We start from the raw sequence: 24,602 nt of genomic DNA, 5'->3' as shown, positions 1-24,602 counted from the left end.
TTGAACTAAAACCTAAACTTTTTACTTTTTACTTTTTACTTTTTACTTTTTACTTTTTACTTTTTACTTTTTACTTTTTTAAACAGCTTTAACTTCACAAGTATAAAAGGGGTGTCTAATTTATACTCATGAGATTGAAGCCAAGCATGAGCACCATTAAAAGAAATAAAAACCCTACGCTCATAACTAGGTATTGAGTAATGGATCATTTTTCCAATTGTTCAGCTTTAAGCGCAGTACTTTGCAACAATCGGTTCTATCCCGGGCACATCCAATTCCCGTTCATCAAAAGTGATAAAATGGCCTATTGTACGTCTTTCAATGGCGATGTTTTTTGCCTTGACTCTTTAACCTTAACCATTCGCCAACTTTACTTCTTAGCTGATATTCCACCTTGATAGGTATACACCAGACTGGCACCGATTGAAAACAAGAAGTAGCTTACTATTACTGCTCTTAGTTCTTTCCAAAAAAACTATTAGCTAGGCCTTTCCTAACATAACTAAAATGGTTTAAATCCCAAAAAACGAAAGCTACCATCAATATAGTTGCGGTAGCTCTCATCAAGTCAATATAGTATTTCTTCATATCAGAGCCAGAACTTGATACCTGCAACAAAAGCAGTATCACGAGTACTTTGCCCATTTAACTTCGCAAAGTCGGCTGTATTACCAAATTTATTTGTCCACTCAACGCCAACATAGGGAGCAAACTGGCGGGTAAACTCATAACGAACCCGAAAACCAATAGCACTGCTAGACAAGCCACTACCAAGGTTATTTTGGACGTCATCCTTACCGTAAAGCGTCAACTCTGCTCGTGGTTGAACAATTAACTTTTGAGTAAGTAATAGCTCATACTCAGCTTCGATCGAAAATGCACTATTACCTTGCTCTCCTAAATACGCAGTCATATCAATTTCAAACCAGTAGGGGGCTAGACCTTGTAAACCAAAAGCTAGCCATTTGCGGTTTTCACCTTCGTTATTGTAATCAAGTCGAATACCGACTTGTGTATCCCAATAAGCAGATATTGCGTGGCCCCATAGAAAATCTGTTTGGTTCTCCTCTAAATTACCTTCGCTAAAATCTCCTTCAGTTTTGATGACTAATCTATCAAAAGTAGTGCCATACCATGCCTGAAAGTCAAAAACACCTGCGTTTGTTTGCTCATTATATTCAAGACGATCCCCTAGTAGCGCGTAAAATGAATGCTCATCTGCCAAAGTCAGTCGTTTGTCGCTACTGAGTGCATAAGGACCTTCAGTCAAAGTTGTACCTGCTGCATAAGCATGGGGGTCTCTAGCATCTTTAGGTGCATCTCCACCTTGTGCTTGCATTTTAGAATCACCCATCTCAGTCATCTCATCTTTTGCAGATACAGATACACTTATAAGGGGCAAACCTATTAATAATAGTCTTAACGTATTGGTTAGTATTAATTTTTTCATGATACAACTACCTCTCTAAACATACCTGCATCCATGTGGAATAATAAATGGCAATGCCATGCCCAGCGACCTACGTCATGAGGTGTTGTTAAAAAACTAATTCTTTGCGCTGGTTGTACAGGGATAGTATGGCGACGAACCTGTACATCACCTTTTTCATTCTCCAAATCGCTCCACATACCATGCAGGTGCATGGGATGTGTCATCATTGTATCGTTTTGTAAAATAACTCTTAAACGTTGATTATGCTTCATGTGAACTGGCGTGCTTTTTCCAAATTCCAAGCCATCAAATGACCAGCTATAACGCTCCATGTTTCCAGTTAAATGTAATTCAATTTCAGCCTCTGGCTCTTGCTGGTTTGTAATTCCCTCAAGAGAATGTAAATCTGCAAGTGTTAAAACACGGCGTCCATTTTTACGTAAACCTATACCGGGATCATCAAGGTTTGTTCTAGGCATATCAACACGCATATCAACAGAAGCTCCATACTCTGTTTTTGCATGACGCACTTTAGTGCTAGCAACAGCTAATGGGTTTTTAGTCATTCCATGTTTACTATGATCCATTGCCATCGCTCCATGACCCATTGCACTATGATCCATTTTATTAGAATTCATGCCCGACATGTCTGCCATACCTGCCATCGCGGAATGCTCACCACCTTGGGCCATATTCCCCATCATATCTGTCATCGTTAACCATTCAACGGGATCTAGAGCAGGTACTGGTGCATCAATATTAGGTGCCATTGATAAAGTACCTTTAGCATAACCTGAGCGATCCATGCTTTGTGCAAAAATCGTATATGCATCATTTTTTGGCTCGACAAGTACATCATAAGTTTCACCGGGACCAAATCTAAATTCATCTACTGTCACAGGTTCAACATTTTGTCCATCAGCTTGTACAACTGTTAACTTCAGCTCAGGTATTCTTACATCAAAAAACGTATTGCTAGAACCGTTAATAAATCTAAGCCTAACCTTTTCGCCAGCTTTAAACATTCCACGCCAGTTTGTCAAAGGCGCACAACCATTCATTAAAAAAGTCATTGCAGATGCTGATAAGTCTGCAAGATCTGTAGGGTTCATTCTCATTTTATTCCACATTTCCCGGCGTTGTAGCGCATTTGAAACGCTGCTATTTGAAATGTCATCAAAAAACTCTGGAACAGTAGGTTGATTAAAGTTAAATACATCGCTCTGTACTTTTAACTTGCGGAACAAATCCATTGGGTCATCATCAGTCCAATCAGACAATTGGATAACATGCTCATTGTCAGCACTAATAATATCCTTTTCTCTTGGCTCAATAATTAATGCGCCGTACATACCTGTCATTTCTTGAAAGCCACTGTGTGAGTGATACCAATATGTGCCGCTTTGTTGCAGCTTAAATTTATAAACAAAGGTTTCACCCGGCATTATACCTTTAAAGCTAATACCCGGTACGCCATCCATTTGATACGGAAGAATGATCCCATGCCAATGAATTGAACTCGGCACTGATAATTTATTAGTTACCCTGATAGTAACGTCATCACCTTCTCTGAGGCGCAAGGTAGGAGCTGGTATTGAGCCATTGATTGTTGTAGCCATTCTTACAACACCTGTGAAGTTTACGGGTGACTCATCTATCACCAGATCTATTATTTCTCCACTTAGTTCGGGCACAGTACCTGTTATTGTTCCAGCCACTAAAGATGAAGCAGCATGAAGAATGCTTGGAAAAGCAGCTAATATACCGCCAGCAGCTAAACCTTGTACAAAGCGTCTACGCGGTGTAGAAATTTGATGTAATGGATCTTTAATTCTCATTTTACTCTCCGAGGTTTGACCAATAAATTAGTGTGACCAATGAATGTGCTTAATTTTCCATTCACCGTTTTGCTTTTCGAGAACCATTGTTTCCATCCCTTGATAATCACGTTCTTCACCATTGTAAGTACCTTTAGTTTGACTACGCGAGGCAGAGATAGCTGTATTTCCAAGTATCGTCACTTGATGTTCAAGTGTGTCGCTCTTCATCGCTGCTAAATACTTCATATCCGACAACATATGATGATGAGCATATTCATCAGCGCTCCTTTCAACGCGGCCTCCCTCGAAAATGGTGACATCATCCGCTAACTGCGCTCTAGCCTGTTTTTGATTGCCAGTTTCAAGTGCTTGATGAAATGCCAAAACAACTTTTGCGGCTGGTGTATCTACACCTTTAAACAATCCTTTGTCTTTATTCTTATCACCATGAGCGTTTGCTGCGAAACTAAACGTCATTAATAAAACGAGTAGGATATTTATTGTTTTCATTTTCATTTTCTCTTTTAGGTTTTAATTTGCAGGGCCAACAACACTAGTAAGCCCAGCCGTTACAGATAAAATGGCAAAAGCTACTACCATTTCTATCGAGATAGATTTAGATAAAGCCTCTCTGCCTTGACTATTTTTAAGTTGTGGAACGAGTATTAGTTTATGTTTAGCAGCAAGTGCCAAAATAGACACTACAAGGGCCAATTTAAACAACAGTGTTTGTCCGTAACTTGAGCTTATTAGTGCATCAAGACTTCCGACCAATTGAATCACGAGCCAGAGGCCTGCTACCAACAATAGGCTCAATGTAAAACTTGCTTGTTTGCCAAAGCTTTCCATCAGCAAATGAAGTTCTGCATAACTTAGCTGATGGCAAGCCTGTTTTAGTGGCAATAACGCCCCAAACCACCATGCCATAACGAGCACATGCAAAATAAGCAAGCCTTTTTCAATTGTGCCTAACTCAGAAATATGACCCAGTAACGTGAATGAGTATGCAAGGATTAATAAACTCAACATTAAAGCGCTTTGTTTTAAGTACGAGTTCACAGCGAGTTTGAACCTTAAAGCTAAAGCGATTATTGCGGTAACTAGCCCAAGCGCTCGAAGCAAAGCTCCAGTGCCGACAGAGGAGTCCCACATAATAGCCAATATATCAGCGTCTATCGCCCCCTGAATTCCCTCTTCTGCCATTGCACCAGTACTGGCAAAGAACCAAGTAATATTAGCGATCAAAGCCATAACTATATAAGTTCTTGTCCACGTTAAATTCGCTATTACAGCATTAGTATGAGATTCATTATTCTCAAATATTTGCCTGAAAAATGTATAACCAGCAATACAGGCAAAGCCGACGTAAAATACAATTTTTGACAGTACAATGACTGTATTCCAGATATACATTTCCATATCAATCACACCGCCTATTTTAGTGAACCATAAAGCCGAAGCTATGTTTCATTTTATGACCATCGTTACCTAAGAAGGTTACATCCACAGCATAGTTTGCAGGAGCTAATTTAGGTAGTTTCCATGTAAATTTGCTAGTAGCGACTTTAGAAGGCTCGAATCCAAATTTAAATTCTTCGCCTTGTTTATTGGCCAATGAAACTTTTACAACCCGTACCTCTTTGGTGAACACCAAAGTTAACTCTTCTGGAGGATTCATTAGCATTGCATTATCAGCAGGCACACTTTTTTCAAGATGCACATGCGCAAATACCGCACTACTAAAAACGACACTGATTACGGTTAAAAATTTAATTAATGTTTTCATATATACCTCTATTTATTTAATGGATTAACGACTAAATTTATCTTTGAAAATTTGATTACTTGGAATCCCAGCATCTGTAATTATTTTTTCCACTTCACTCATCATTGCTTCTGGACCGCACAAGTAAAACTCAGCCAAAAGCAGTTCTGATTTTTGGTTCATATACGGCAGAAGTACTTTTTGAACATAGCCTGAGTGCCCTTGCCATTCTTCTGAAGGATTAGAAAGAGTAGGAATATAAGAGAAGTTTTTATGCTTCTCACTCAGTGACTTCAATTCATTATGGTATAGCAAGTCATCTTCAGTTCGCGCACCATAGATAAGAGTCAAACCACTTTTATCTTTATGCTTTTTCAACTGTTCAAAAATAATAGACCTCAGTGGTGCAAGTCCTGAACCCGCACCTATAAACACGCGACTAACTTTTTTATTTGAAGTGGCATAAAAATCAGAAAAAGGGCCTCTTGCAGTTATCGTTTCACCTACTTGGAGTGAACCTAAATAACTTGAACCTATTCCTGCTTTAAAACCATTCTTTGCGGTCTGCCAACGGATATTAAACATTAACTCATCAGACTCCTCGTCAAAGTTAACTAATGAGTAGTGGCGAGTTACACCGTTATGAGAAAATTTTCCATGATAGTAGCTATCCCAGTATTTTTCATAGCACTCTGGCATATCATCTGGACGTAAGCTATTCATCCCTGCTGGCACATCAAATTGCATATATGCACCAGCTTTAAATGCCAACTGTTTGCCTGATTTCAGCTTAAATTTCACTTCCTTGATAAAAGGAGTAATGAAATTAGTCGCAACCACAACTAGCTCATGATTTTCAATATTGCGATCAGTATTAACTTCAATCGAACTAATTTCAGAGAACCTATGCTGACATCCAAGCCGATAACCTTCCTTAAGTTGCTCCTGAGATAAATGTTCCTGTTCAGATAGTGTGATAGGTAATTTAGTTGAACTTAAGAACACGCATTTGCCACAAGTACCGCCACCACCGCAACCTGAAGGAAGGTATACATGTGAACTAGCTAGCCCTTCTAATACAGTTGAGCGACCAACTGCTGAGATGTCAGTAATAGTATTTTCATTGGAAAACGTCACTGCCACTTTTTGCCTGTTAGTGCCCCAACCTAGCTTCAGTAAACCACTTCTATACTGTTGTATCAGCCAAGTAACACCAGTAATTGAAAGGAATAGCGTTGCAAAAGCAAATGCAATGATCAACCAATGGTTAAATCCTCCAGAATTGCCATAGTCCATAAAGTGAAGCTTCATCATCAGATCTTTCAATCTGAAATCATCATTGGCATGGCGAAGTACTTGACCTGTAATACTATCTAAATAAATAGTTGTATTGTTCTCATCCTCAACGGCAACTTGCCACATAGGATTTTGCTGCCTTACGTGATCAGAAAACGGAGGTTGAGATAACACTGGAGTAGTTAACTTACCCTGTCCTGAGTAGGAGTTTTTTGCCAAAGTTAGTACTTGTTCTTCAGACAAATTAAATGGCTTTCCTGTTACAGCATCAAATAGCTTTGAGTGGCGCTCTTGATAGCTATGCTGCCCCTTATCGAACACAAAATGATAGTAAGGCTGATGTAAAACCCATATAAGGTTTACTTCCTGCGGAGCATTACTAGTAATGTCTTTAATAGGGAATAGGTCAAAGCCTGTAATGCTACCTTCATGATGAGAATGAACTCTAAGTTCATTACCACTGGCTTTACTGTGATCCATCAAATTGAAGTAAAGGCCCGTTCCCAACCAAATAAGCAGTTGTAAACCAACAAATAAAGAAAGCCACTTGTGTATCGTTGTATTTAACTTAAATAGTCGCATCAAATGACTCTCTTTTTATTTGGGGAAAGCACTCGGTAATAAGTCAATACTGCGCCAGTAATTGCTCCCATTAGACCTAGAGTTGCGACCAAGAACAAAAACCAGTTTGATACGTTTTCTCCATCATAGTAATCCATAATGTGGAACCGCCACATCCAATCAAACAATCGCCAGTAATCATGACGCTTGGCAACAAGTGATCCTGTTTGTTGACTTATATAAAATGTCGGTGTGGAGAATTGCTCAAACGTCACTCTCCAAACAGGTAAATGCCTTGGGGACAACTCAGCAGGCAAGTTTGTCGCTGACTTAATCAACCTTATGCTGTCGATTTGATGATTCAGCGCATAATGGTATTGTGCGATTTCTTTAGCCTTGGTTTCATCTACAAGGGCCTGAACAGCTCCAGTTTTAGCATCTATTGCTACTTTTCCATTTTCTCCATTAATAAAAGAATACAAAGGACGGCCCATACTTTGAGTAAGTGTAACTTGGCTAGCTTTAGGATAATCCGCAGCTAGCTTTACAATGGAGTAATCCATACTTGCTAAATCTATTTTGGCTTCCTCACTCTTAGCCAAGGTTTCGCCGTGTATATAGTGAATATCCATAGTCACCATATACACGCCTGTAATAGACCAGAAGAGGAATTGTATTCCGACAAATGCCATTAGCCATTTGTGATATTTTCTAGCCGTGCTAAGCATTATTCTCAGGCTCCACGTTAGAAAGCTCTTTGTTAAAGGCATTTACTTCAGGCTTTTTAATGATTGAGTAAATTGCAGGGAGTACAATAAGCGTGAGCAGCACAGCACTTGTCATTCCGCCTACCATAGGAGCAGCAATGCGGCTCATGACCTCAGAACCTGTACCAGTACCATATAAAATAGGCATTAAACCTATAATGATTGTAGCTACCGTCATCATTACTGGACGAACTCGTAAGCCAGCACCGTGCAATAATGCATCTTGATATGCATCATCTGAGATGAGTTCTGCTCGCTCCACCGCTTTTTCCTTAAGCTCAGCAAGTGCTTGATTAAGATAAACCAGCATTATCACGCCAATCTCAACCGCAACACCAGCTAGAGCGATAAAGCCCACACCAACAGCTACTGAGAAATTAAACCCTTCTAGATACATCAACCATAACCCACCGATCATTGCCATCGGCAAGGTAACGATAATGATAGCCACTTCACTAAACGCTCTGAAATTCAGGTAAAGCAGAATAACAATAATGGCGAGTGTTAAAGGCAATACATAGGTGAGCTTTTCTTTCGCTCTTTCCATATATTCGTATTGTCCAGCCCAAGTAATTGAATAGCCTGCTGGTAATGTCAGGTTATTTGCTAAGTGTTCTTTAGCATTTTCAACATAAGTACCTACATCAACGCTATCAATATCAATGAAAGTCCAACCATTGATTCTGGCATTCTCACTTTTAATACCCGGTGGGCCATTCTCTACTCGAATATCAGCAACATCACCTAGTGCAATGCGTTGACCACTTGGTGTTACAACAGGTAATCGTGCTAGCTGCTCAGGAGAATCTCGATAATCTTGCGGATAGCGCAGATTAACAGGGTAACGCTCTTGACCTTCTATCGTTTGTGTCACATTCATACCGCCAATCGCAGTAGAAACTACTTGTTGGACATCTTCGATATTTAACCCAAAGCGACTTGATTTATCTCGTGAAATATCAACCTTGATATATCGTCCACCTGCAACTCGTTCAGAGTAAACTGACGCTGTGCCTGTCACTTCTGGCAAGAGTTGTTCTATTTGTTGGCCGATATCCTGAATTACATCAAGTTCTGGTCCGGCGACTTTAATACCGACAGGCGTTTTTATACCTGTAGCTAACATGTCAATGCGGGTCTTGATTGGCATGACCCAAGCATTGGTTAAGCCCGGAAATTTAACCAACTTATCAAACTCAGCTTTTAACGACTCAGTTGTCACGCCTTCTCGCCACTCCTCCCGTGGCTTCAATTGAATAAAGGTTTCAATCATGGTTAGAGGCGCAGGGTCAGTTGCGGTTTCAGCTCGTCCTACTTTACCGAATACATTTTCAACTTCTGGCACAGTGCGAATAAGCTTGTCCGTTTGCTGCAATAACTCTCTTGCTTTACCGATTGAAATGCCGGGATATGTAGTAGGCATATACATAAGGTCGCCTTCATCCAATGGCGGAATGAATTCACTACCAATTTTATCGACAGGCCAAAAACCAACGATAGTCACTAATACTGCTGCGACTATTGTCAATTTTGGAAACTTCATGACTTGCTTTAAAACAGGCATGTAGATAGCAATCAATAATCGATTTAATGGGTTTTTCTTTTCAGAGACGACTTTGCCTCGAATAAAGTAGCCCATCAAAACAGGCACCAATGTTATTGCCAAGCCTGCTGATGCAGCCATTGCATAGGTTTTTGTATAGGCGAGCGGTGAAAACATTCTTCCTTCTTGCGCTTCTAAGATAAACACAGGTAAGAATGAGACAGTTATGATCAGCAAGCTAAAAAATAATGCAGGGCCTACCTCACTCGCAGCCTTAGCTACAATTTGCCAACGGTTTTCATCTGTTAGTGGTGTTTTCTCCATATGTTTATGCATATTTTCAATCATCACTATTGCACCATCAGTCATCGCACCAATAGCAATAGCGATACCGCCTAAAGACATAATATTGGCATTGATGCCTTGCATATACATGATGATGAATGACACCAATATACCTAATGGTAGAGTAACAACTGCCACAATTGATGAGCGAAGATGAAATAGGAAAGCAACACAGACAATAGCCACGACCGCAAGCTCCTCTAGCAACTTGCTCCAAAGGTTATCAACAGCACGATCTATTAACTTCGATCTGTCATAGACAGGGACAACCTCCACCCCCTCTGGTAAAGAAGATTTGAGCGACTCAAGCTTTTCTTTTACCCCATTTATGGTTTGTTGAGCGTTTTCACCAAAGCGCATAACGACAACACCACCAACAACTTCGCCTTCGCCATTAAGTTCTGCGATACCACGGCGCATTTGAGGACCAAGGTTAACGTTGGCAACATCACCAATACGCAACGGCGTGCCTTGTTCGTTAATACCAAGTGGAATTTTCTCTATATCACTAACTGATTGAATATACCCCGTTGCGGTAACCATATATTCAGCTTCAGCCATTTCCACAACGGATGCGCCAGTTTCTTTGTTCCCTTTTTGTAAGGCTATTTGTATTAAACTTAGAGGAATATCGTAAGCTCTCAATTTGTCAGGATCTACTTGCACTTGATACTGCTTAACCATACCACCAACGGCGGCAACTTCGGACACGCCCGGAACAGTTTGTAGTTCATACTTTAAGAACCAGTCTTGAATGCTTCTTAATTGGCTTAGATCATGGTTTCCAGACTTATCTGTTAAAGCGTAAATGTATACCCAACCCACACCTGTTGCATCAGGTCCTAATTGAGGTTTTGCCGAATCAGGCAGGCTTGATGCTACTTGGCTTAAGTATTCAAGTACTCGGCTTCTAGCCCAATACAAATCAGTATCATCATCAAAAATAATGTAGACGTAGGAATCACCAAAGAATGAGTAACCACGAACAGTTTGCGCCCCCGGCACTGATAGCATCGCTGTAGTAAGTGGAAATGTCACTTGATCCTGCACAACTTGTGGTGCCTGTCCCGGATAACTCGTCTTAATTATCACCTGCACATCAGAAAGATCTGGGAGTGCATCTACTGGCGTTTTTTGTAATGAATACAAACCACCAAACGCGATAATTAAGGTAATCAACAAAACAAAGAAACGATTGCCGATAGACCATCTAATAATTGATTCAATCATTATTTTTCTCCCACTTAATGATTAGAATGATCAACAGCAGCTTTATTTTCCTTGCCGTGTTGTTCATCTGATTCAAGAGAGATTTCAGTGATAACTAAGTCATCCCTAACCTCAAAAGTGAAAGTGACATTATCACCAACATTGAAATCAACTATTTCTATATTGTCCGCGACGATAAAATCCATCGTCGCAGCAGGTCTATCCCACTTCTCTATTGGGCCTCGGCTAATATTTAGAATCCGTGTATCAATATCAATCGCATTAATTAAACCTGATACTGTTGCTGATGATACTTCTTCACTCATATCAGCAGGCTCACTCATGATATGAATTCCAGTAACTTCATATCCACCCTCTTCGGTTTTGCTCACTTCAAAGTGCAAAGATTGACCAGACTTCAGTGAATCAATATCTACCTTTTCACCTACATCGAAGTCCATTGTCATTTCAGGCCAATCCCAAGCCTCAGCAGGACCATGAGTAATATTAACCATACGATGTCCCGCCATGACGCTGTTGATTTCGCCTTCCATCCAAACAGAGCTAGGCACTTCGTCATGAGTCATTCGTTTAAAATCAGAGTTTTTACTTGATTCAGAATCAATCAAGAATTGAGCAGATGTCACCACAACATCATCTTCATTAAGACCCTCTAAGATTTCGATACTATCGATATCAACCCGGCCAATTGTCACTTCGATAGACTTAAATTGCCCATCCCCCAAGGCAAGTACAACTCTGTCTTGTTTACCTGTGCGAATGACGGCTTCTTTAGGTACGAGTATCGTGCTATCAGCTTGATTAGCGTGAATAGAGACTTGTGCAAACATGTTTGGTTTTAATTGATAGTCTGGGTTGTCAAACTTCAGTCTCACTCTGAGTGTGCGTGTTTTACTATTCAATGTTGGATAAACATAATCAACGACACCAGCCCAGTCCTCTCCGGGTAAATAATCCAGTGTCATTGATACAGGCAGTCCTTCTTTAATTAAGGCTGCGTCACGTTCAAACACTTCTGCTTCAACCCAAACTTGATCTAGTTGACCAATGCTTAATAAGGTGTTTCCCGGCTTGACATAAAAGCCTTCTCTAATCTTCAAACCGTCAACAACACCTGCTTGTGGTGAATAAAAGGTGATGGTTTGCTGAACTTTTCTAGTCTTTTCTAGCTTTTGAATGAAATCTGCTGAAAGCTGTAACGCTTTAAGGCGATCTTTCGCCGCCGAAATTAAGGAACTATTGTCGCGCTTTAAAGCTATTAAAAGTTCTTCTTGCGCGTTAACTAACTGAGGAGAATACAGTGTATAAAGAGGCTGCCCTTTCTCTACAGGGTTACCTGCCGCTTTGACATAGAGTTTTTCAATCCAACCATCAACACGTGGGTGGATATGAATTAGCTTATCTTCATCATATTGAACGTAACCAACCGTTGATATTTCAGTATGCATATTTTTCAGCTCAACAGGTGCAGTGCGAACCCCAAGATTATTCACTACATGAGGCGCGATTTTTACGGCTCCGGGACCAAAATCATCACCAGATGATTCTTCCTCATACACAGGAATTAAATCCATCCCCATAGGCGACTTACCGGGCTTGTCCCGGCGGTAATTAGAATCCATCGGTGCAACCCAATACAGAGGCTTTTTCTCTGCTGATGTTGTTTCATCTGTATTACTGTTTGACCCTGCACCTTGATATAAGCTCAATACTCCTGCGCCTAGCGCAGCACCAATGATGATGGCGGCTACTAGTTTCAAATTTGGTGTTTTAGTATTCGTTGACATTATTTTTCTCCAAATTGCTGATTGGATAAGTGCTGATTAGTTTTGTGTGAAGTTTGCATCGACTTATGTTCAGCATTTGAGTTAGATTGAGAACGTGCAAAGAAATAGTTGATACGAGCAACTGTTTTAAGTGCGTCAACATCAATTCTTAAGGCTGATATTCTGGCATTTAATTCTGCGATTCTTGCTCGAACAACTTCGGCAAAATCGCCATCATCATTTGTGTAAGCTGTCAATGACGCTTCTGCTTGGTCATGAGTTTGTTTAAGGAGTTGTTCTTGATAGATAGATTGCCTATCAGATAAACGCTTAAGCTGTCTAAGCTCCTTTTCCACCATACTGATCATTTGCTTTGTCAGTAATAGTTTCTCGGTTTTAATAGTCTCTGAATCTGCAATAGAAGCTGCAACTTGCTTATCTTGTCTGTTCTCGGTGAACAAGGGTAAATCAAACGTTACTCCAACAGAAAATAAATCAGCTCGGCTATCACCAGAGGGCATATTGTCCCGATAGGCATAACTAGCATTAACACCCCATTGCGGTTCATATTGCTGTTTAGCTAACTCAACTGCTTTTTCTGAAGCTTTGCGTTTTATATCAATTGCAAGTATGGCTGGGTGATTCGAAAGCTCCTGAGCCAATAGATTTCTTGAGTAATTAGATGCTTTTAGGACTGTTGAATTGTTCAAATGAATTGTAGGCAACTTTTTAGAAACCCTAAACTCTAATGGTTGCGTATCAAAGTTGAATGATTCATTCAAGCCAGCAGCATCGTAGATATGAAGCCACTCATTAAGGCGAGCGATTGTTGTTTCTAGTTTCTGCTTTTGCGAAGTTAATCGGTCATCTAACTGCACGATTTCCAATTGAGCACGAATAACATCTTGTTGTCTGGTTTTACCAACAACATTTGAGTAGCTAGCTTTAGTAACTTCCGCCATCTGCTCAAAGAGCGCCCAATCCGCTTCAATCAATTTAATGGTTTGTTGGGCTAAGTAAGCATCTAACCATAACTGTGATACTTGGCTTATCAGTTTAGCCTTACGATCCTCTCGTAGCAGTGGAAATTTCGTTGACTCAATTTTTAATTGCTCTTGTTTAATCTTTAAACTATCACCTCTAGGAAACATTTGAGAAACACCAACCTTTAGTTGAGTCATTCCTTCCTGATCTAAGTCCCAAGTATCTGTTGGTAAATTCATTATCCCTAGTGATACTTTGGGGTCAGGCAAAGTACCTGAAGCGATACTTCTATTTTCAACCGCGCTTTGTTTTAACCGACTCCCATGAAGCCAAGGATCATTTTGCTGAGCCAAGGTGATAGCTTGTTCAAGTGACACTACTTTCTCAGCTTGAGCTGAGAATACAGACAAGCCGAGAATTAGCGAAGTTGAAAGTAGAGTAAGGCTTGAAACATTTAATCTCATTAGAATTGCTCCTCATAAGCCTTAACTTCTGCATATACTTTACTCGTTCCATCTTTAAATAAAATTAATACGTTATATGACATAAAGCGGTCGCCGACTTCCATACCCGGAGAGCCAACAGGCATTGCTGGGACAGATAATCCAATCGCATTGGGGTGCTCTTCTGACAAGAACTGCTGAATAAACTTAGCCGGTACATGACCTTCAAAGGCAAACCCATTTCTACTCACTGCCGTGTGGCATGAACGGTAATTAGGTTTGATACCATACTTAGTTTTGATGTTGCCGATGTTTCGGAAATCTTTGGAATGCGCAACGATCCCTTTGTCTTCAATATGAGTTATCCATTTTTTACAACACCCACAAGTTGGGGTTTTATAAACGATTAACTCCAAAGGTGTTACGTCGTTATTGTGTGCATGCTTATGTTCATTAGCGTTTGCAAACGCAGGTGAAAGCAGCATTACAACTGCTATTTTTAAATACTTATTGATCATTTTTGCCCCCAGACGTCGCTGGAAAATAGCTATAGCGCTACGACGCTATATTGACTAACAGAAAAATTAATTACATGTGTGCGAAATTTGGACGCACTAATCCTGTATTAGGCAAAAATTGGTGGACGATAAAGGGAAGTGGAAATTGAATGAGGTTGTTTAGATTGCATAGCAGCTACAGATTCACTCAATATTTGAATATCTGTCGAGTCAACACTGGAATTTAGGACTGTCGTAGATGAGCAAGCATTTGCAGGACAAATACATTCAACGTCACAACAATCTTCTGATTGACCATTACTGCTTTTATTCATATCACCATGATCCATGTTCATGTTCATGTTCATGTGTGATTCATGAGAACCTGATGGCATTTCGCAAGGCATAGCAGAATACGCAAATGCTTGCCCTACAAAGGCAAACAGCATAAGCGTTATCACTAAGACTTTTGAAAATGCTTTAGACATAAAATTCTCATAAAAATATACATGTCTATGCTAATACAAATTTTCGAATAAGTAAATTGATGTCATGTAAACATTTATGAATATTTGACTAACGTCAACTTTTTCAAAGAGGTAAGTGACAAATAATAATCTCATCAGACTTCTTATCTTCGTTATTCAATGGCTTTTATTTTGAGACTTAAGTTGCTCTCTCATTTCTAAAACTCGATCTACCGAATAAGCTCCCGCCCTCATAACAACCAGTTCAACAAACGAAATATCAATTAACTTATGGTCAGCATCAATCACATAACAACTCTCACTATGTGTGTATATTTCTAACTTATCCTCATCAGCAGATTTGCTAACAATCTTTGAAGTTACCATTTGCTCAAATGGCCGAAATCTGAATGTTTCATCGTCAATAACAACCCCTGACAAAAACTCCCCAAGAAATGATTTTTCAAAGTCTTTATAGTCATAGACCGAGAGTATGTAAGCATCCTTTAAATATGTTTTGTCCATTTGTTACTCCCTACTAATAGCCAGCAGGGAGCATTTCTCGCAACTCTAATAGCTCATTTGGAGAGTACATACACTCATGCATTAAATTGAACTCAAATACATCTACATCAAACTTTTGGGGTTCTGCATCTAAGATATAAAAGTCAGCACCAAAAGTTCTATATTCAAGACCGTTTACTTCCATGACTTTCGTGGAAAACAAAGCCTCACCTTTTTTACCGTTCTTACTATCCTCAGCAAAAGTAGCGTAAAGCACCTGTTCAACCTTATCTTCTAAGTCAGATTTAATTGAGATAAGTGTTGCGTTAGTTAGTTTTACTCTTGGTCTCATGCTTTTGCTTCCTTCTTATCTTCTAGGCAAAACGGGCGGAAAAAACTAAGGTACTTAACTCCATTAACTTTTAGTAAATTGTTGTCAGCATCAAAATGTGACAGAACGCTAGACTGATACAACGAAATATATTTTTCATAATCGATGGTGTTAAAAAAATTGGTATCGACACGTCGTGCATGGAAAACAAGAGCTTGCTGATCGATACGAACAATGAACTTTTGATCACCATCTAGATTTTTAACCTGTAGACATAAATCAGGTTTGTGCCAATCAGATACAAAGGAAGGAATCAGTGGGAAGCCATATACCAAATAGCGCATACCTTCGATTTTGAAGGTTGTTGGATTGAACTGAGCCTTATTTACTTTGCCGCTACGGAATAATTCAAGTGTCAACACCAGCCAGTGCTCATGCTTAGAAAATGTATTTCCTTCAGAAATACAGCCTTCGAACTCACTATCATGGTTTACATGATTGATGTACATGTATTTTTTAATGTCATTCAAGGAAAGCTTTTCAACCGGAAACTTTGAAGCTATGAGCCTGAAATAACAACCATGAACTTTTAAATCTGCATATTGAACTATCAACGGATCATCAAAAGCATCGAAATATGGTCGCCACTCCAGCCTAAAGTCAGCACCAGTGTTTACAATAAACTTGGCATCTTCTGGCAACCCTAATACTTGGTATATCACTGAAACTAACTCTAATGTTTCGATATCTACCAGCATCAGGCTTTCAATACGGTTTGCCATTGACTCAATTTCTTTATGAAGCGATTCAATAATTTCTTGATCATCGTATTCATTGATCATTAAGTATTTCAGGGAATCGTGCTTTAGAATTGAATCCAGTTTTTTCTGTTCAAATGCTTCAGTGAGGCTATTATGGGTATCAGAAAAATGAGGGCAGTTATAAACACCTCTAGCCCACAGGCCTTGGGCGTAAAGATCAGGAAACTCTAATAACTCAGCAAACTCTTTTGCTTGTTTATTGAGTTTATTCTTTAATTGATAAAGTGAGATCATTTAGTTCTCCAAACAACTTTCTAATAAACAATGGCCTACCAACACATTGCTTTATTTATTGTTCAAATAACCAAATTTTTACGGATGCTCCGCTTCACTGTTCACGTTTTTCAAGGCGAAAAACATGTGTAGGCGTAGGCTGTCCGTTCAGCCTTCTTATTATAATATCGCCAAAAAACAAAATGACAACTTACGTATTTGTACAACTTTAGGTAGATATTTTGAGTTTGAACTCTGAAAAGCTAAGCCCAAACAAGGATACGACCATCTCTTCATTTATATTGGAGCCGGGAAATTTTTTTTCAAAATTTCCAATAATGCTATCTAGGTGGCTAGCTAATATTTTTACTAAAAATATTTCCGAGTTTGGTGAGAGTGCAGACAGTGCTATCAATGGGTTGTCAAAGGATTCAGCTTTTATTTTTACTAGTAAATCGCTGTAACTGTCACAGCCATATAGACAAATAGCTGCCCCTTCTTGGGCTTGTCCAAGGGGAATAGTTAATAATTTAGATAATCGTTTTGCCTGCCTTTTTATATTTACTAGCAGGTCTTCTTTTTTAAAAGACATCAATACACCAAAAAACGGCAACGCTAGGCCACGCACCTATGTCACTCAGTTTTTATGTGAATATTTAATCTTTTAGTTCAGAGTAAATCCATTTCGTCCTGTTTTCGTGGGAACGGGCTTCTCTGAAAAGCCACTGCAAAAAGCAGTGGCCATTGTCGCAATATTATAAGGAAATGTGAATGGTAGTTTGATGCCTACATATTCTTTTCAGTGAATTCAGCCAAGCTACTACGCTCTACTTCATCAAAAATCAGCACTGATCCTTTTTCATAATGACGAAACACATTAACAGCCGCACTTGCACCAGAAGAAGCAGGTGTTACAAACTTATCGTCAATCTGGGCTAGGTTGCCCAATACGATTGTCCGACAATTTTTGCCACCGCGACTAAGCATTCCTTTAATTTGAGCACGGGTCATATTTTGTGCTTCATCAATTATTAAAACAGCATCGTCTATTGAACGGCCACGAAAATAAGCCATACTGGTAAATTCTATATTAGCTCTTTCGATCACATGTTCAACTGTAGCGTGAATATTTCCTTCATGATTATCATCCGAGTGCATCGAAATTAATGCGTCAGTAATACCTGCCAGAAGAGGCATTGATTTTTCAGTTAAATCCCCCGGTAAGAATCCCGGATCGTCGTCCATAAAGTCTCTGGAGCGCACCACAACGATTTTTTTGTACTTTTTCAACTCCAATACTTGATGCAGCGCCGAAGCAACTGCCAAAAAAGTTTTTCCGGAGCCAGCAGGACCAAGGATGATATTTAAATCATAGTAAGGGTCTGTTAATTGGCTTAAAGCTACCGCCTGACGCTGGTTTTTAGGCAATATGCCCCATATCTTTTCTTGCTTACGCGGCAATAATTTTGTGTATACCTCAGTATCTGTTACTTCTGAAATCCGACCAATGTGTCCGGCTTCATCGTACCAATACATGTTTGGCTGAACTTCATCGTTGAACAAGCTTATTGGGAATGTATAAACCTCTCCTGAGACTTTGAAATCTTTATCTGATTCAATTCGATCAAAAAGATCGCCTTCAAAAGCCTGTACTCCTGTGTATAAAAGATCAATATCTGATATTTGATTATCTACGGCAACGTCCTCAGCCCTAACCCCAACTGTTCGAGCTTTCAATCGCATATTAATATCACGGCTAACAATTGTTACGTCTTTATTGAGTTCTTTTTGAAGATATAAAGCATAATTAATTATTCTGTTATCAGCATCACTTCCTATCCCGTGCTTTAACTCCTTAGCCAGATCCAATTGAGTGTCAATTCCAATGAAAAGCTTTCCTCTCTGGGCTGTTTCGGTAGATGGTAAAGGAATACCTATTTCCATTTCCTCGGCTGTATGTCCATTTATAATGTCTTCAAGCATTCTAATGCACATACGGGCATCGGCACTTACCGATTTATTAGTTCTTTCTTTCAGGTTATCAAGCTCTTCAAGGACAGTTAGACAGATGTAAATATCATCTTTGTAGCTAAAAATAGATTTTGGATCATGTACTAATGCAGATGTGTCTAGTACACGAGGATTTCGATTATCAATAGAGCTTTTCATTACGCAGCCTCCCAAAAGATTGAATCGTTGCTAGGCTTTGTGTTGTACTTTTCTTGTAAATTACAAATTTTGAGTAAAGGTTTATTGTTGAGAGACTGCTCAGAGTAGCTAAGGTAATCAATTTTTTTGGAAATTCTTTTTACTTTTTCTACAGGCCAATAAAAACAAGGGGGTAAAAACTTTAAAATACCCCCAATTCGGGGTTGTAAAATAACAACCGCGTTTTGAATACTGCGGCCACGCATAAAGTTTACTGATTTAAACTGTACGTTAGCTTTTTCCATAATGTAATTACGGCTCGAAATCGGATTCTCATCCCCTTTATGCAGCACTTCTAAGGTATCGGTAATGGCAGCTAACCACGGCGCCATTTTCTCTTCCTCAGTGCCAGGTAAAAAGCCAATTGATTCAGCAATTTCTGGGGTATTACGAGTAACAATCACTTTATCGTAAATGCCTTTTTCAATAATCATTTCAAGGGCACTGGCAAGAGCAAGTAAGGTTTTACCACAGCCAGCGGGACCAGTTAAAATCACCAATTCAATACTTGGGTCAAGTAGCGCATCAAGTGCCATCCCTTGATAAACATTTTTTGGCTTAACGCCCCAAGCGGTATGGCTCATCAAGCGCTCAACACTGATATCCTTTAAAGTAATTTGTTTATCATCGTAGCTTGTTACTCGAGCCGCAAAGTGGTCGCTTTCATCTAAAATATATTCATTACAAAACACATCGCTAATCGTGCTTTTTGCAACATGATGGTAGGTATCTCGGCCTTGCTGCTCCGTTTCGCATTCTCCAACCTGTTGCCAAAAATCACCTTCAATTTTTTTATAGCCGCTAGTTAGCAAAGCAATGTCGTCAATTAATTGGTCAGTTCTGTAGTCTTCAACAAATTTAAGCCCTGCCCCTTTCGCTTTTAGGCGCATATTGATGTCTTTAGTGACAAGCACCACTTTGCTATCGCTGTGTTGCTTCTGTAAATGAACAGCACAATTGATGATGCGGTGGTCGTTTTCGTTGCCCGGTAACCCCGAAATACTGTCTGCAAATAAATGGTCATTAACGATAATTAAGCGGCCACGAGATTCTGATTTAGCCTTTTTGTTACTAGGAAGCGCGACACCCTGCAACATTTGCTCTGGCGAAGCGTCCTTTAACACTTCATCTAAACCACGAATAGCAACACGGGCGTCACGGCTAACGTCATGTTTCCTATCTTTAATGTGGTCGAGCTCTTCTAATACTGTCATGGGGATAACAACATCATGTTCTTGGAAAGATAAATAAGCGAGGGGTTCGTGGAGTAACACATTGGTATCGAGCACATACATTTTACTATCAAGGTTCGAAGCTTTTTCCATAGCACTTTCCTTACGTTTTATGATTTTTATGCTATACCCAATAAACTAAACAAGCGGCGGATGAAGCTATGGTTTATTCGTCAGGTATATACTCAGTTTAGTCTATTTACGACAAAAGTCCTTTTTATGACAAACAAATATACAATTATTTAACTGGTTAAAATACATACAATTTTTACCGTTAATAATGGCTTAAAAAGGTTGACTAAATTTAATTGTGTGCGGCGAGTTTACTGCCTTGAAGTAGCATGGCGTTACAGGTAACATAGCCGCCTTTTTTCTTCATAGACGAGACATACATGAATTTTTCCTTAGGTCAGCGTTGGATCAGTGATACTGAGTCAGATTTAGGATTAGGCACCGTTGTTGCCCTTGAAGGCCGTCAGGTCAGCATTTTATTTCCAGCCAGTGGAGAAAACAGAGTTTATTCTTTAACAGAAGCACCTGTTACTCGTGTCGCATTTAATCCAGGTGATATTATTCGCAGCGTTGAAGAGTGGGAATTAGAAGTCGAGTCTGTTGAAGAGCAAGGCGAATTACTATGCTATCACGGCATTCGCGTTGATAATGGTGAAAAAGCGCAGTTAAAAGAAACCTTTTTAGATCACTTTATCAAATTCAATAAACCACAAGACCGCTTATTTGCAGGCCAAGTGGACCGCTTTGACCGTTATACGCTGCGCTACCAAACTTGGCAGCACCAGTTTGAGCGCCAACAATCGCCTTTAAAAGGTTTAATTGGTCAGCGTGCAAACCTTATCCCGCATCAGCTTTATATTGCACAAGAAGTGGGTAAACGCTTTGCACCACGCGTATTACTTTCTGATGAAGTGGGTTTAGGTAAAACCATTGAAGCAGGTATGATTTTACATCAACAAATCATCAGTGGCCGTGCTAGCCGCGTATTGATTGTTGTGCCTGAAAACTTACAGCATCAGTGGTTAGTAGAAATGCTACGCCGCTTTAACTTACGTTTTTCAATCTTTGATGAAGAACGTTGTGATGAAGCATTCGCAGACTCTCCAAACGTATTCGAAACAGAACAGTTAGTACTTACTAGCCTTGAATTCTTAAGCAAGAAAAAACGCTGGTTTGAGCAAGCAACTCTGGCTGATTGGGATTTATTGGTTGTTGATGAAGCGCACCATTTAAGTATCAATAATGGTAAGCCAAGCACTGAATACCAACGCATGGCAGAGTTAAGCCAAGATATTCCGGGCCTTATCTTATTAACAGCGACGCCAGATCAACTTGGTCACCGCAGTCACTTTGCCCGCTTGCAATTACTCGACCCAGATCGTTTCTACGACTACGATGCGTTTGTTGAAGAAGAAAGCAATTACAAAGAGGTTGCTGAAGCTGCTAATCAATTACTGGGGGAACAAGGCCTTGATGATGCATCTCGTGCTACATTAAAAGAGCTATTAAAAGAAACCGACATCACTGACATTTTAGCGAAAGCGGAGCAAGGTGATGAAACGGCGCGCAACGAAATTTTATCAATGCTGCTGGACCGCCATGGTACGGGTCGTATTTTATTTAGAAATAGCCGCAGCGGTATTGATGGCTACCCAAGCCGTAAGCTTCATGCATACCCTATGGCAATGCCTAAACAATATAAAACGGCGATGTCGGTACTGGGTAACATGGGCGGCATTCAAAATGCTGAACTAACGGCACTTCGCGCTCTATTCCCTGAAAAGATCTTCCAAGAGTTTGAAGGTGAAAATGCTAGCTGGGGCGCATTTGACCCACGTGTTGATTGGTTAATCGAAACCTTAAAAACCCTTAAACACGAAAAAGTACTGCTTATCTGTGCTAAAGCCGAAACCGCACTTAGCCTAGAACAGATTTTACGTGAGCGTGAAGCAATTAAAGCCTCTGTTTTCCACGAAGGCATGTCGATTGTTGAACGTGACCGTGCTGCGGCTTACTTTGCCGATGAATACGACAGCGCGCAGATTCTACTTTGTTCTGAAATTGGTTCTGAAGGTCGTAACTTCCAATTCTCGCATCACCTAGTATTGTTTGATTTACCACTTAATCCAGACTTACTTGAGCAACGCATTGGTCGTCTTGACCGTATTGGTCAAACTCAAGACGTAAACATTCACGTGCCGTATTTTGAAAACACCGCACAAGAGGTGTTACTTCGTTGGTACAACGAAGGCTTAGATGCGTTTGAAACAACCTCGACAACAGGGCAAATGCTGTATAAAGAGTATGGCGAAGAATTGCTTGAGTTTATTGGTGCACACAATTGCGACGAAGAAGAGCTAGACCCACTACTAGAACAAGTGGCAGGTCAAAATGCTAAGCTTCGTAAGCAAATGGAAAGTGGTCGTGACCGCTTACTAGAGCTGCACTCAAGTGGCCAAGGTCGAGCAGAAAGCCTTGTAGCTGATATCGAAGAGTTAGACGATCAATTCACGCTGCCAAGCTATATGATCAATGTGTTCGACACCTTTGGGGTAAGCCAAGAAGATAAAGGTGAAAATACCATTATCTTAAAACCAACTGAGCACATGCTAAATCCATCTTTCCCATGCTTAAAAGATGATGGCATCACAGTAACGTTTGATCGCAGCACTTCGCTTTCGCAAGAAGACGCCCATTTCATCAGCTGGGATCACCCAATGGTGCAAGGCAGCCTAGACATGATTTGTGATGATGACTTTGGTACTGCCTCTGTGGCGTTACTGAAAAACAAAAAGCTTCCTGCTGGTACCTTCTTTGTTGAGCTTATTTTCATTGCGGAGGCGATGGCGCCTAAAGCACTTCAAGTTGGCCGCTTCTTGCCACCAACGCCTATTCGTATCTTATTAGATAAGGGCAGTAACAATCTGGCTGATAATGTTGCTTTTGATGCTTTCAATCAGCAGTTGTCTGCGGTTGGTCGCCAAACTGCAAGTAAATTAGCAAGCGCGCTACAAAGTGCCATTCACCCAATGATCACCAGCGCACAAGGCATGGCACAAACCAAGCTAGAAGCACTGCGTGCTGAATCACTAGAGAAAATGCAAACTGCCCTTGGTGAAGAGCAAGCTCGTTTAACGGCACTTAAGCAGATCAACCCGAATATTCGTGATGAAGAGCTGAGCTTCTTTGATAAGCAGCGTAGCGAACTCACGACTTACATCGAAAAAGCCCAAGTTAAACTGGATGCAATTCGTTTAATTGTCGTTTCACACTAACGTTGAAGCTCTAAACTCAAAACTACAAACGCGATGTGCTTTCACATCGCGTTTTTTATGCAAAAAACACCACAAGGGTAATAATTACGGCCACTGCCGCTAGCTTGCAAAATAACTTAGCTAAGCTATTGTTTCTTTTTATTAAATCGTCTTTGTAAGCTTGCTTCAAATATACAGCTTGTAGGTCTGAAAAACCTTTACAGTGCGGGCACTCTGGCTCTAGGTCATTTACTTCTAGGCCACAACGTGTACAAGGTTTACTGCGAATTAAACCAAGGCGAAACATTCACTTGTCCTTTTATTTAAACTCCATAGCTGAATTTACTGTATCTTAGCTGCTACTCGAAAACCAGCACTGGCATTGTGTATGCGCTTATACTCCTTTAAAATAGCGTCCTTGCATATCATCGAGGCTAGCTGTGTTACTCAATTATAATCCCCCAATGACACCTTATTTAAGTATTGTTTATCAAGACGATGACTTGCTTATTGTGAATAAACCAAGTGGTTTACTTACTGTGCCGGGAAAAGACCCAAAACACGCCGATTGCCTTATTGCTCGCATTAACCGCGTTTTTCCAACGGCAAAAATTGTTCATCGCCTTGATATGGCTACCTCTGGCATTATTTGTTTAGCTATGCACAAAGAAGCGCATCGTAATTTAAGCATTCAGTTTCAAGATAGAAAAACTGCAAAACGCTACATTGCTCGCGTATTTGGTAAGCTTGAGCAAGAAACAGGATCGGTAGATTTGCCACTTATTTGTGATTGGCCGAACCGACCAAAGCAAATGGTTGATCACGATAATGGCAAACCGTCATTAACCCACTTTAAAGTGCTTGAGTATGAACAGAATGCAACTCGTGTTGAGCTGACCCCAATTACTGGGCGTTCTCACCAACTACGTGTGCACATGCTGTCATTGGGTCACCCTATTTTAGGCGATAAGCTATATGCTCACCCTGAGGCATTCGCCATGGCTCCTCGCTTACAACTGCATGCTGAAATGCTTACCTTAGCTCACCCAGCCAGCGGTGAAACATTGATTTTTGAAGCCGCTCCTGAGTTTTAAGACAATTCGCTAAATAT

Annotated in this window: 21 protein-coding genes; 2 read left to right on the top strand and 19 right to left on the bottom strand. The window is 40.1% G+C overall.

Going from position 1 to position 24,602, the window contains the following annotated elements:
- Positions 1–589: 589 nt before the first annotated feature.
- The 18 genes from VRK28_RS09190 to VRK28_RS09105 all read right to left on the bottom strand — a co-directional run bounded on the left by VRK28_RS09190 (position 590) and on the right by VRK28_RS09105 (position 20,318).
- On the bottom strand, positions 590–1,450 hold the full coding sequence (locus tag VRK28_RS09190; protein WP_004589262.1) for a copper resistance protein B: 861 nt from the start codon (positions 1,448–1,450) through the stop codon (positions 590–592).
- Positions 1,447–3,270: a copper resistance system multicopper oxidase gene (locus VRK28_RS09185; protein ID WP_013465888.1), complete on the bottom strand. Its 1,824-nt coding sequence runs from the start codon at positions 3,268–3,270 to the stop codon at positions 1,447–1,449. The genes VRK28_RS09190 and VRK28_RS09185 overlap by 4 nt, the downstream gene beginning before the upstream one ends.
- 27 nt (positions 3,271–3,297) lie before the next feature.
- Positions 3,298–3,768 (bottom strand): YybH family protein, encoded by a 471-nt coding sequence (locus tag VRK28_RS09180; protein WP_024596192.1) that lies wholly within the window; start codon positions 3,766–3,768, stop codon positions 3,298–3,300.
- Positions 3,769–3,783: 15 nt separating this feature from the next.
- Entirely contained in the window at positions 3,784–4,671 is an 888-nt protein-coding gene (locus VRK28_RS09175; RefSeq protein WP_024596191.1) for a copper resistance D family protein, read from the bottom strand.
- Positions 4,672–4,690: 19 nt separating this feature from the next.
- On the bottom strand, positions 4,691–5,038 hold the full coding sequence (locus VRK28_RS09170; RefSeq protein ID WP_004589258.1) for a copper resistance CopC family protein: 348 nt from the start codon (positions 5,036–5,038) through the stop codon (positions 4,691–4,693).
- 24 nt (positions 5,039–5,062) lie between these two features.
- Entirely contained in the window at positions 5,063–6,895 is a 1,833-nt protein-coding gene (locus VRK28_RS09165; RefSeq protein WP_332393850.1) for a 2Fe-2S iron-sulfur cluster-binding protein, read from the bottom strand.
- Entirely contained in the window at positions 6,895–7,515 is a 621-nt protein-coding gene (locus VRK28_RS09160; protein ID WP_235419340.1) for a PepSY domain-containing protein, read from the bottom strand. Before VRK28_RS09160 ends, VRK28_RS09165 begins: the two co-directional genes overlap by 1 nt.
- A gap of 79 nt (positions 7,516–7,594) precedes the next feature.
- The gene (locus VRK28_RS09155; protein WP_055022009.1) at positions 7,595–10,759 is read right to left on the bottom strand and encodes an efflux RND transporter permease subunit; all 3,165 of its coding nucleotides are present in this window, start codon (positions 10,757–10,759) and stop codon (positions 7,595–7,597) included.
- 14 nt (positions 10,760–10,773) lie between these two features.
- Positions 10,774–12,546 carry an efflux RND transporter periplasmic adaptor subunit gene (locus VRK28_RS09150; protein WP_332393805.1) on the bottom strand — a complete coding sequence of 591 codons (1,773 nt, stop codon included), beginning with the start codon at positions 12,544–12,546 and terminating at the stop codon, positions 10,774–10,776.
- On the bottom strand, positions 12,546–13,973 hold the full coding sequence (locus tag VRK28_RS09145) for a TolC family protein (protein WP_062566153.1): 1,428 nt from the start codon (positions 13,971–13,973) through the stop codon (positions 12,546–12,548). Before VRK28_RS09145 ends, VRK28_RS09150 begins: the two co-directional genes overlap by 1 nt.
- Positions 13,973–14,470, bottom strand: a complete 498-nt coding sequence (locus VRK28_RS09140; protein WP_016708256.1) for a DUF411 domain-containing protein — start codon at positions 14,468–14,470, stop codon at positions 13,973–13,975. The genes VRK28_RS09145 and VRK28_RS09140 overlap by 1 nt, the downstream gene beginning before the upstream one ends.
- 107 nt (positions 14,471–14,577) lie before the next feature.
- Positions 14,578–14,937, bottom strand: a complete 360-nt coding sequence (locus VRK28_RS09135; RefSeq protein ID WP_062566154.1) for a hypothetical protein — start codon at positions 14,935–14,937, stop codon at positions 14,578–14,580.
- Positions 14,938–15,093: 156 nt separating this feature from the next.
- Positions 15,094–15,441: a hypothetical protein gene (locus VRK28_RS09130; protein WP_045979609.1), complete on the bottom strand. Its 348-nt coding sequence runs from the start codon at positions 15,439–15,441 to the stop codon at positions 15,094–15,096.
- A gap of 13 nt (positions 15,442–15,454) precedes the next feature.
- Positions 15,455–15,772, bottom strand: coding sequence for a hypothetical protein (locus tag VRK28_RS09125; RefSeq protein ID WP_045979610.1), 318 nt, complete (start codon positions 15,770–15,772; stop codon positions 15,455–15,457).
- Positions 15,769–16,806 (bottom strand): hypothetical protein, encoded by a 1,038-nt coding sequence (locus VRK28_RS09120; RefSeq protein WP_016708260.1) that lies wholly within the window; start codon positions 16,804–16,806, stop codon positions 15,769–15,771. The genes VRK28_RS09125 and VRK28_RS09120 overlap by 4 nt, the downstream gene beginning before the upstream one ends.
- Before the next feature lie 208 nt (positions 16,807–17,014).
- Positions 17,015–17,377, bottom strand: coding sequence for a hypothetical protein (locus tag VRK28_RS09115; protein WP_016708261.1), 363 nt, complete (start codon positions 17,375–17,377; stop codon positions 17,015–17,017).
- Between the two features lie 194 nt (positions 17,378–17,571).
- On the bottom strand, positions 17,572–18,954 hold the full coding sequence (locus VRK28_RS09110) for a PhoH family protein (RefSeq protein ID WP_130166806.1): 1,383 nt from the start codon (positions 18,952–18,954) through the stop codon (positions 17,572–17,574).
- Complete coding sequence (locus VRK28_RS09105) at positions 18,954–20,318, bottom strand: PhoH family protein (RefSeq protein ID WP_175082561.1); 1,365 nt, start codon at positions 20,316–20,318, stop codon at positions 18,954–18,956. The genes VRK28_RS09110 and VRK28_RS09105 overlap by 1 nt, the downstream gene beginning before the upstream one ends.
- 299 nt (positions 20,319–20,617) lie before the next feature.
- Between VRK28_RS09105 and rapA the strand changes: the two genes are divergently transcribed.
- Positions 20,618–23,512, top strand: coding sequence for an RNA polymerase-associated protein RapA (gene rapA / locus VRK28_RS09100; protein ID WP_332393803.1), 2,895 nt, complete (start codon positions 20,618–20,620; stop codon positions 23,510–23,512).
- A 55-nt stretch (positions 23,513–23,567) separates the two neighbouring features.
- Here rapA and VRK28_RS09095 read toward each other — a convergent pair whose 3' ends face one another.
- Positions 23,568–23,798 (bottom strand): hypothetical protein, encoded by a 231-nt coding sequence (locus VRK28_RS09095; protein WP_062566160.1) that lies wholly within the window; start codon positions 23,796–23,798, stop codon positions 23,568–23,570.
- A gap of 133 nt (positions 23,799–23,931) precedes the next feature.
- Between VRK28_RS09095 and rluA the strand changes: the two genes are divergently transcribed.
- The gene (rluA, locus tag VRK28_RS09090; protein ID WP_082401641.1) at positions 23,932–24,585 is read left to right on the top strand and encodes a bifunctional tRNA pseudouridine(32) synthase/23S rRNA pseudouridine(746) synthase RluA; all 654 of its coding nucleotides are present in this window, start codon (positions 23,932–23,934) and stop codon (positions 24,583–24,585) included.
- Positions 24,586–24,602: the final 17 nt, after the last annotated feature.

It is taken from the genome of Pseudoalteromonas sp. P80D2 (genome assembly GCF_036680945.1).
GTDB classification, from domain to species: Bacteria; Pseudomonadota; Gammaproteobacteria; order Enterobacterales; family Alteromonadaceae; genus Pseudoalteromonas; species Pseudoalteromonas shioyasakiensis.
The sequence above is the reverse complement of the archived record's forward strand: the minus strand, read 5'-3'. Positions and strand labels throughout refer to the sequence as shown.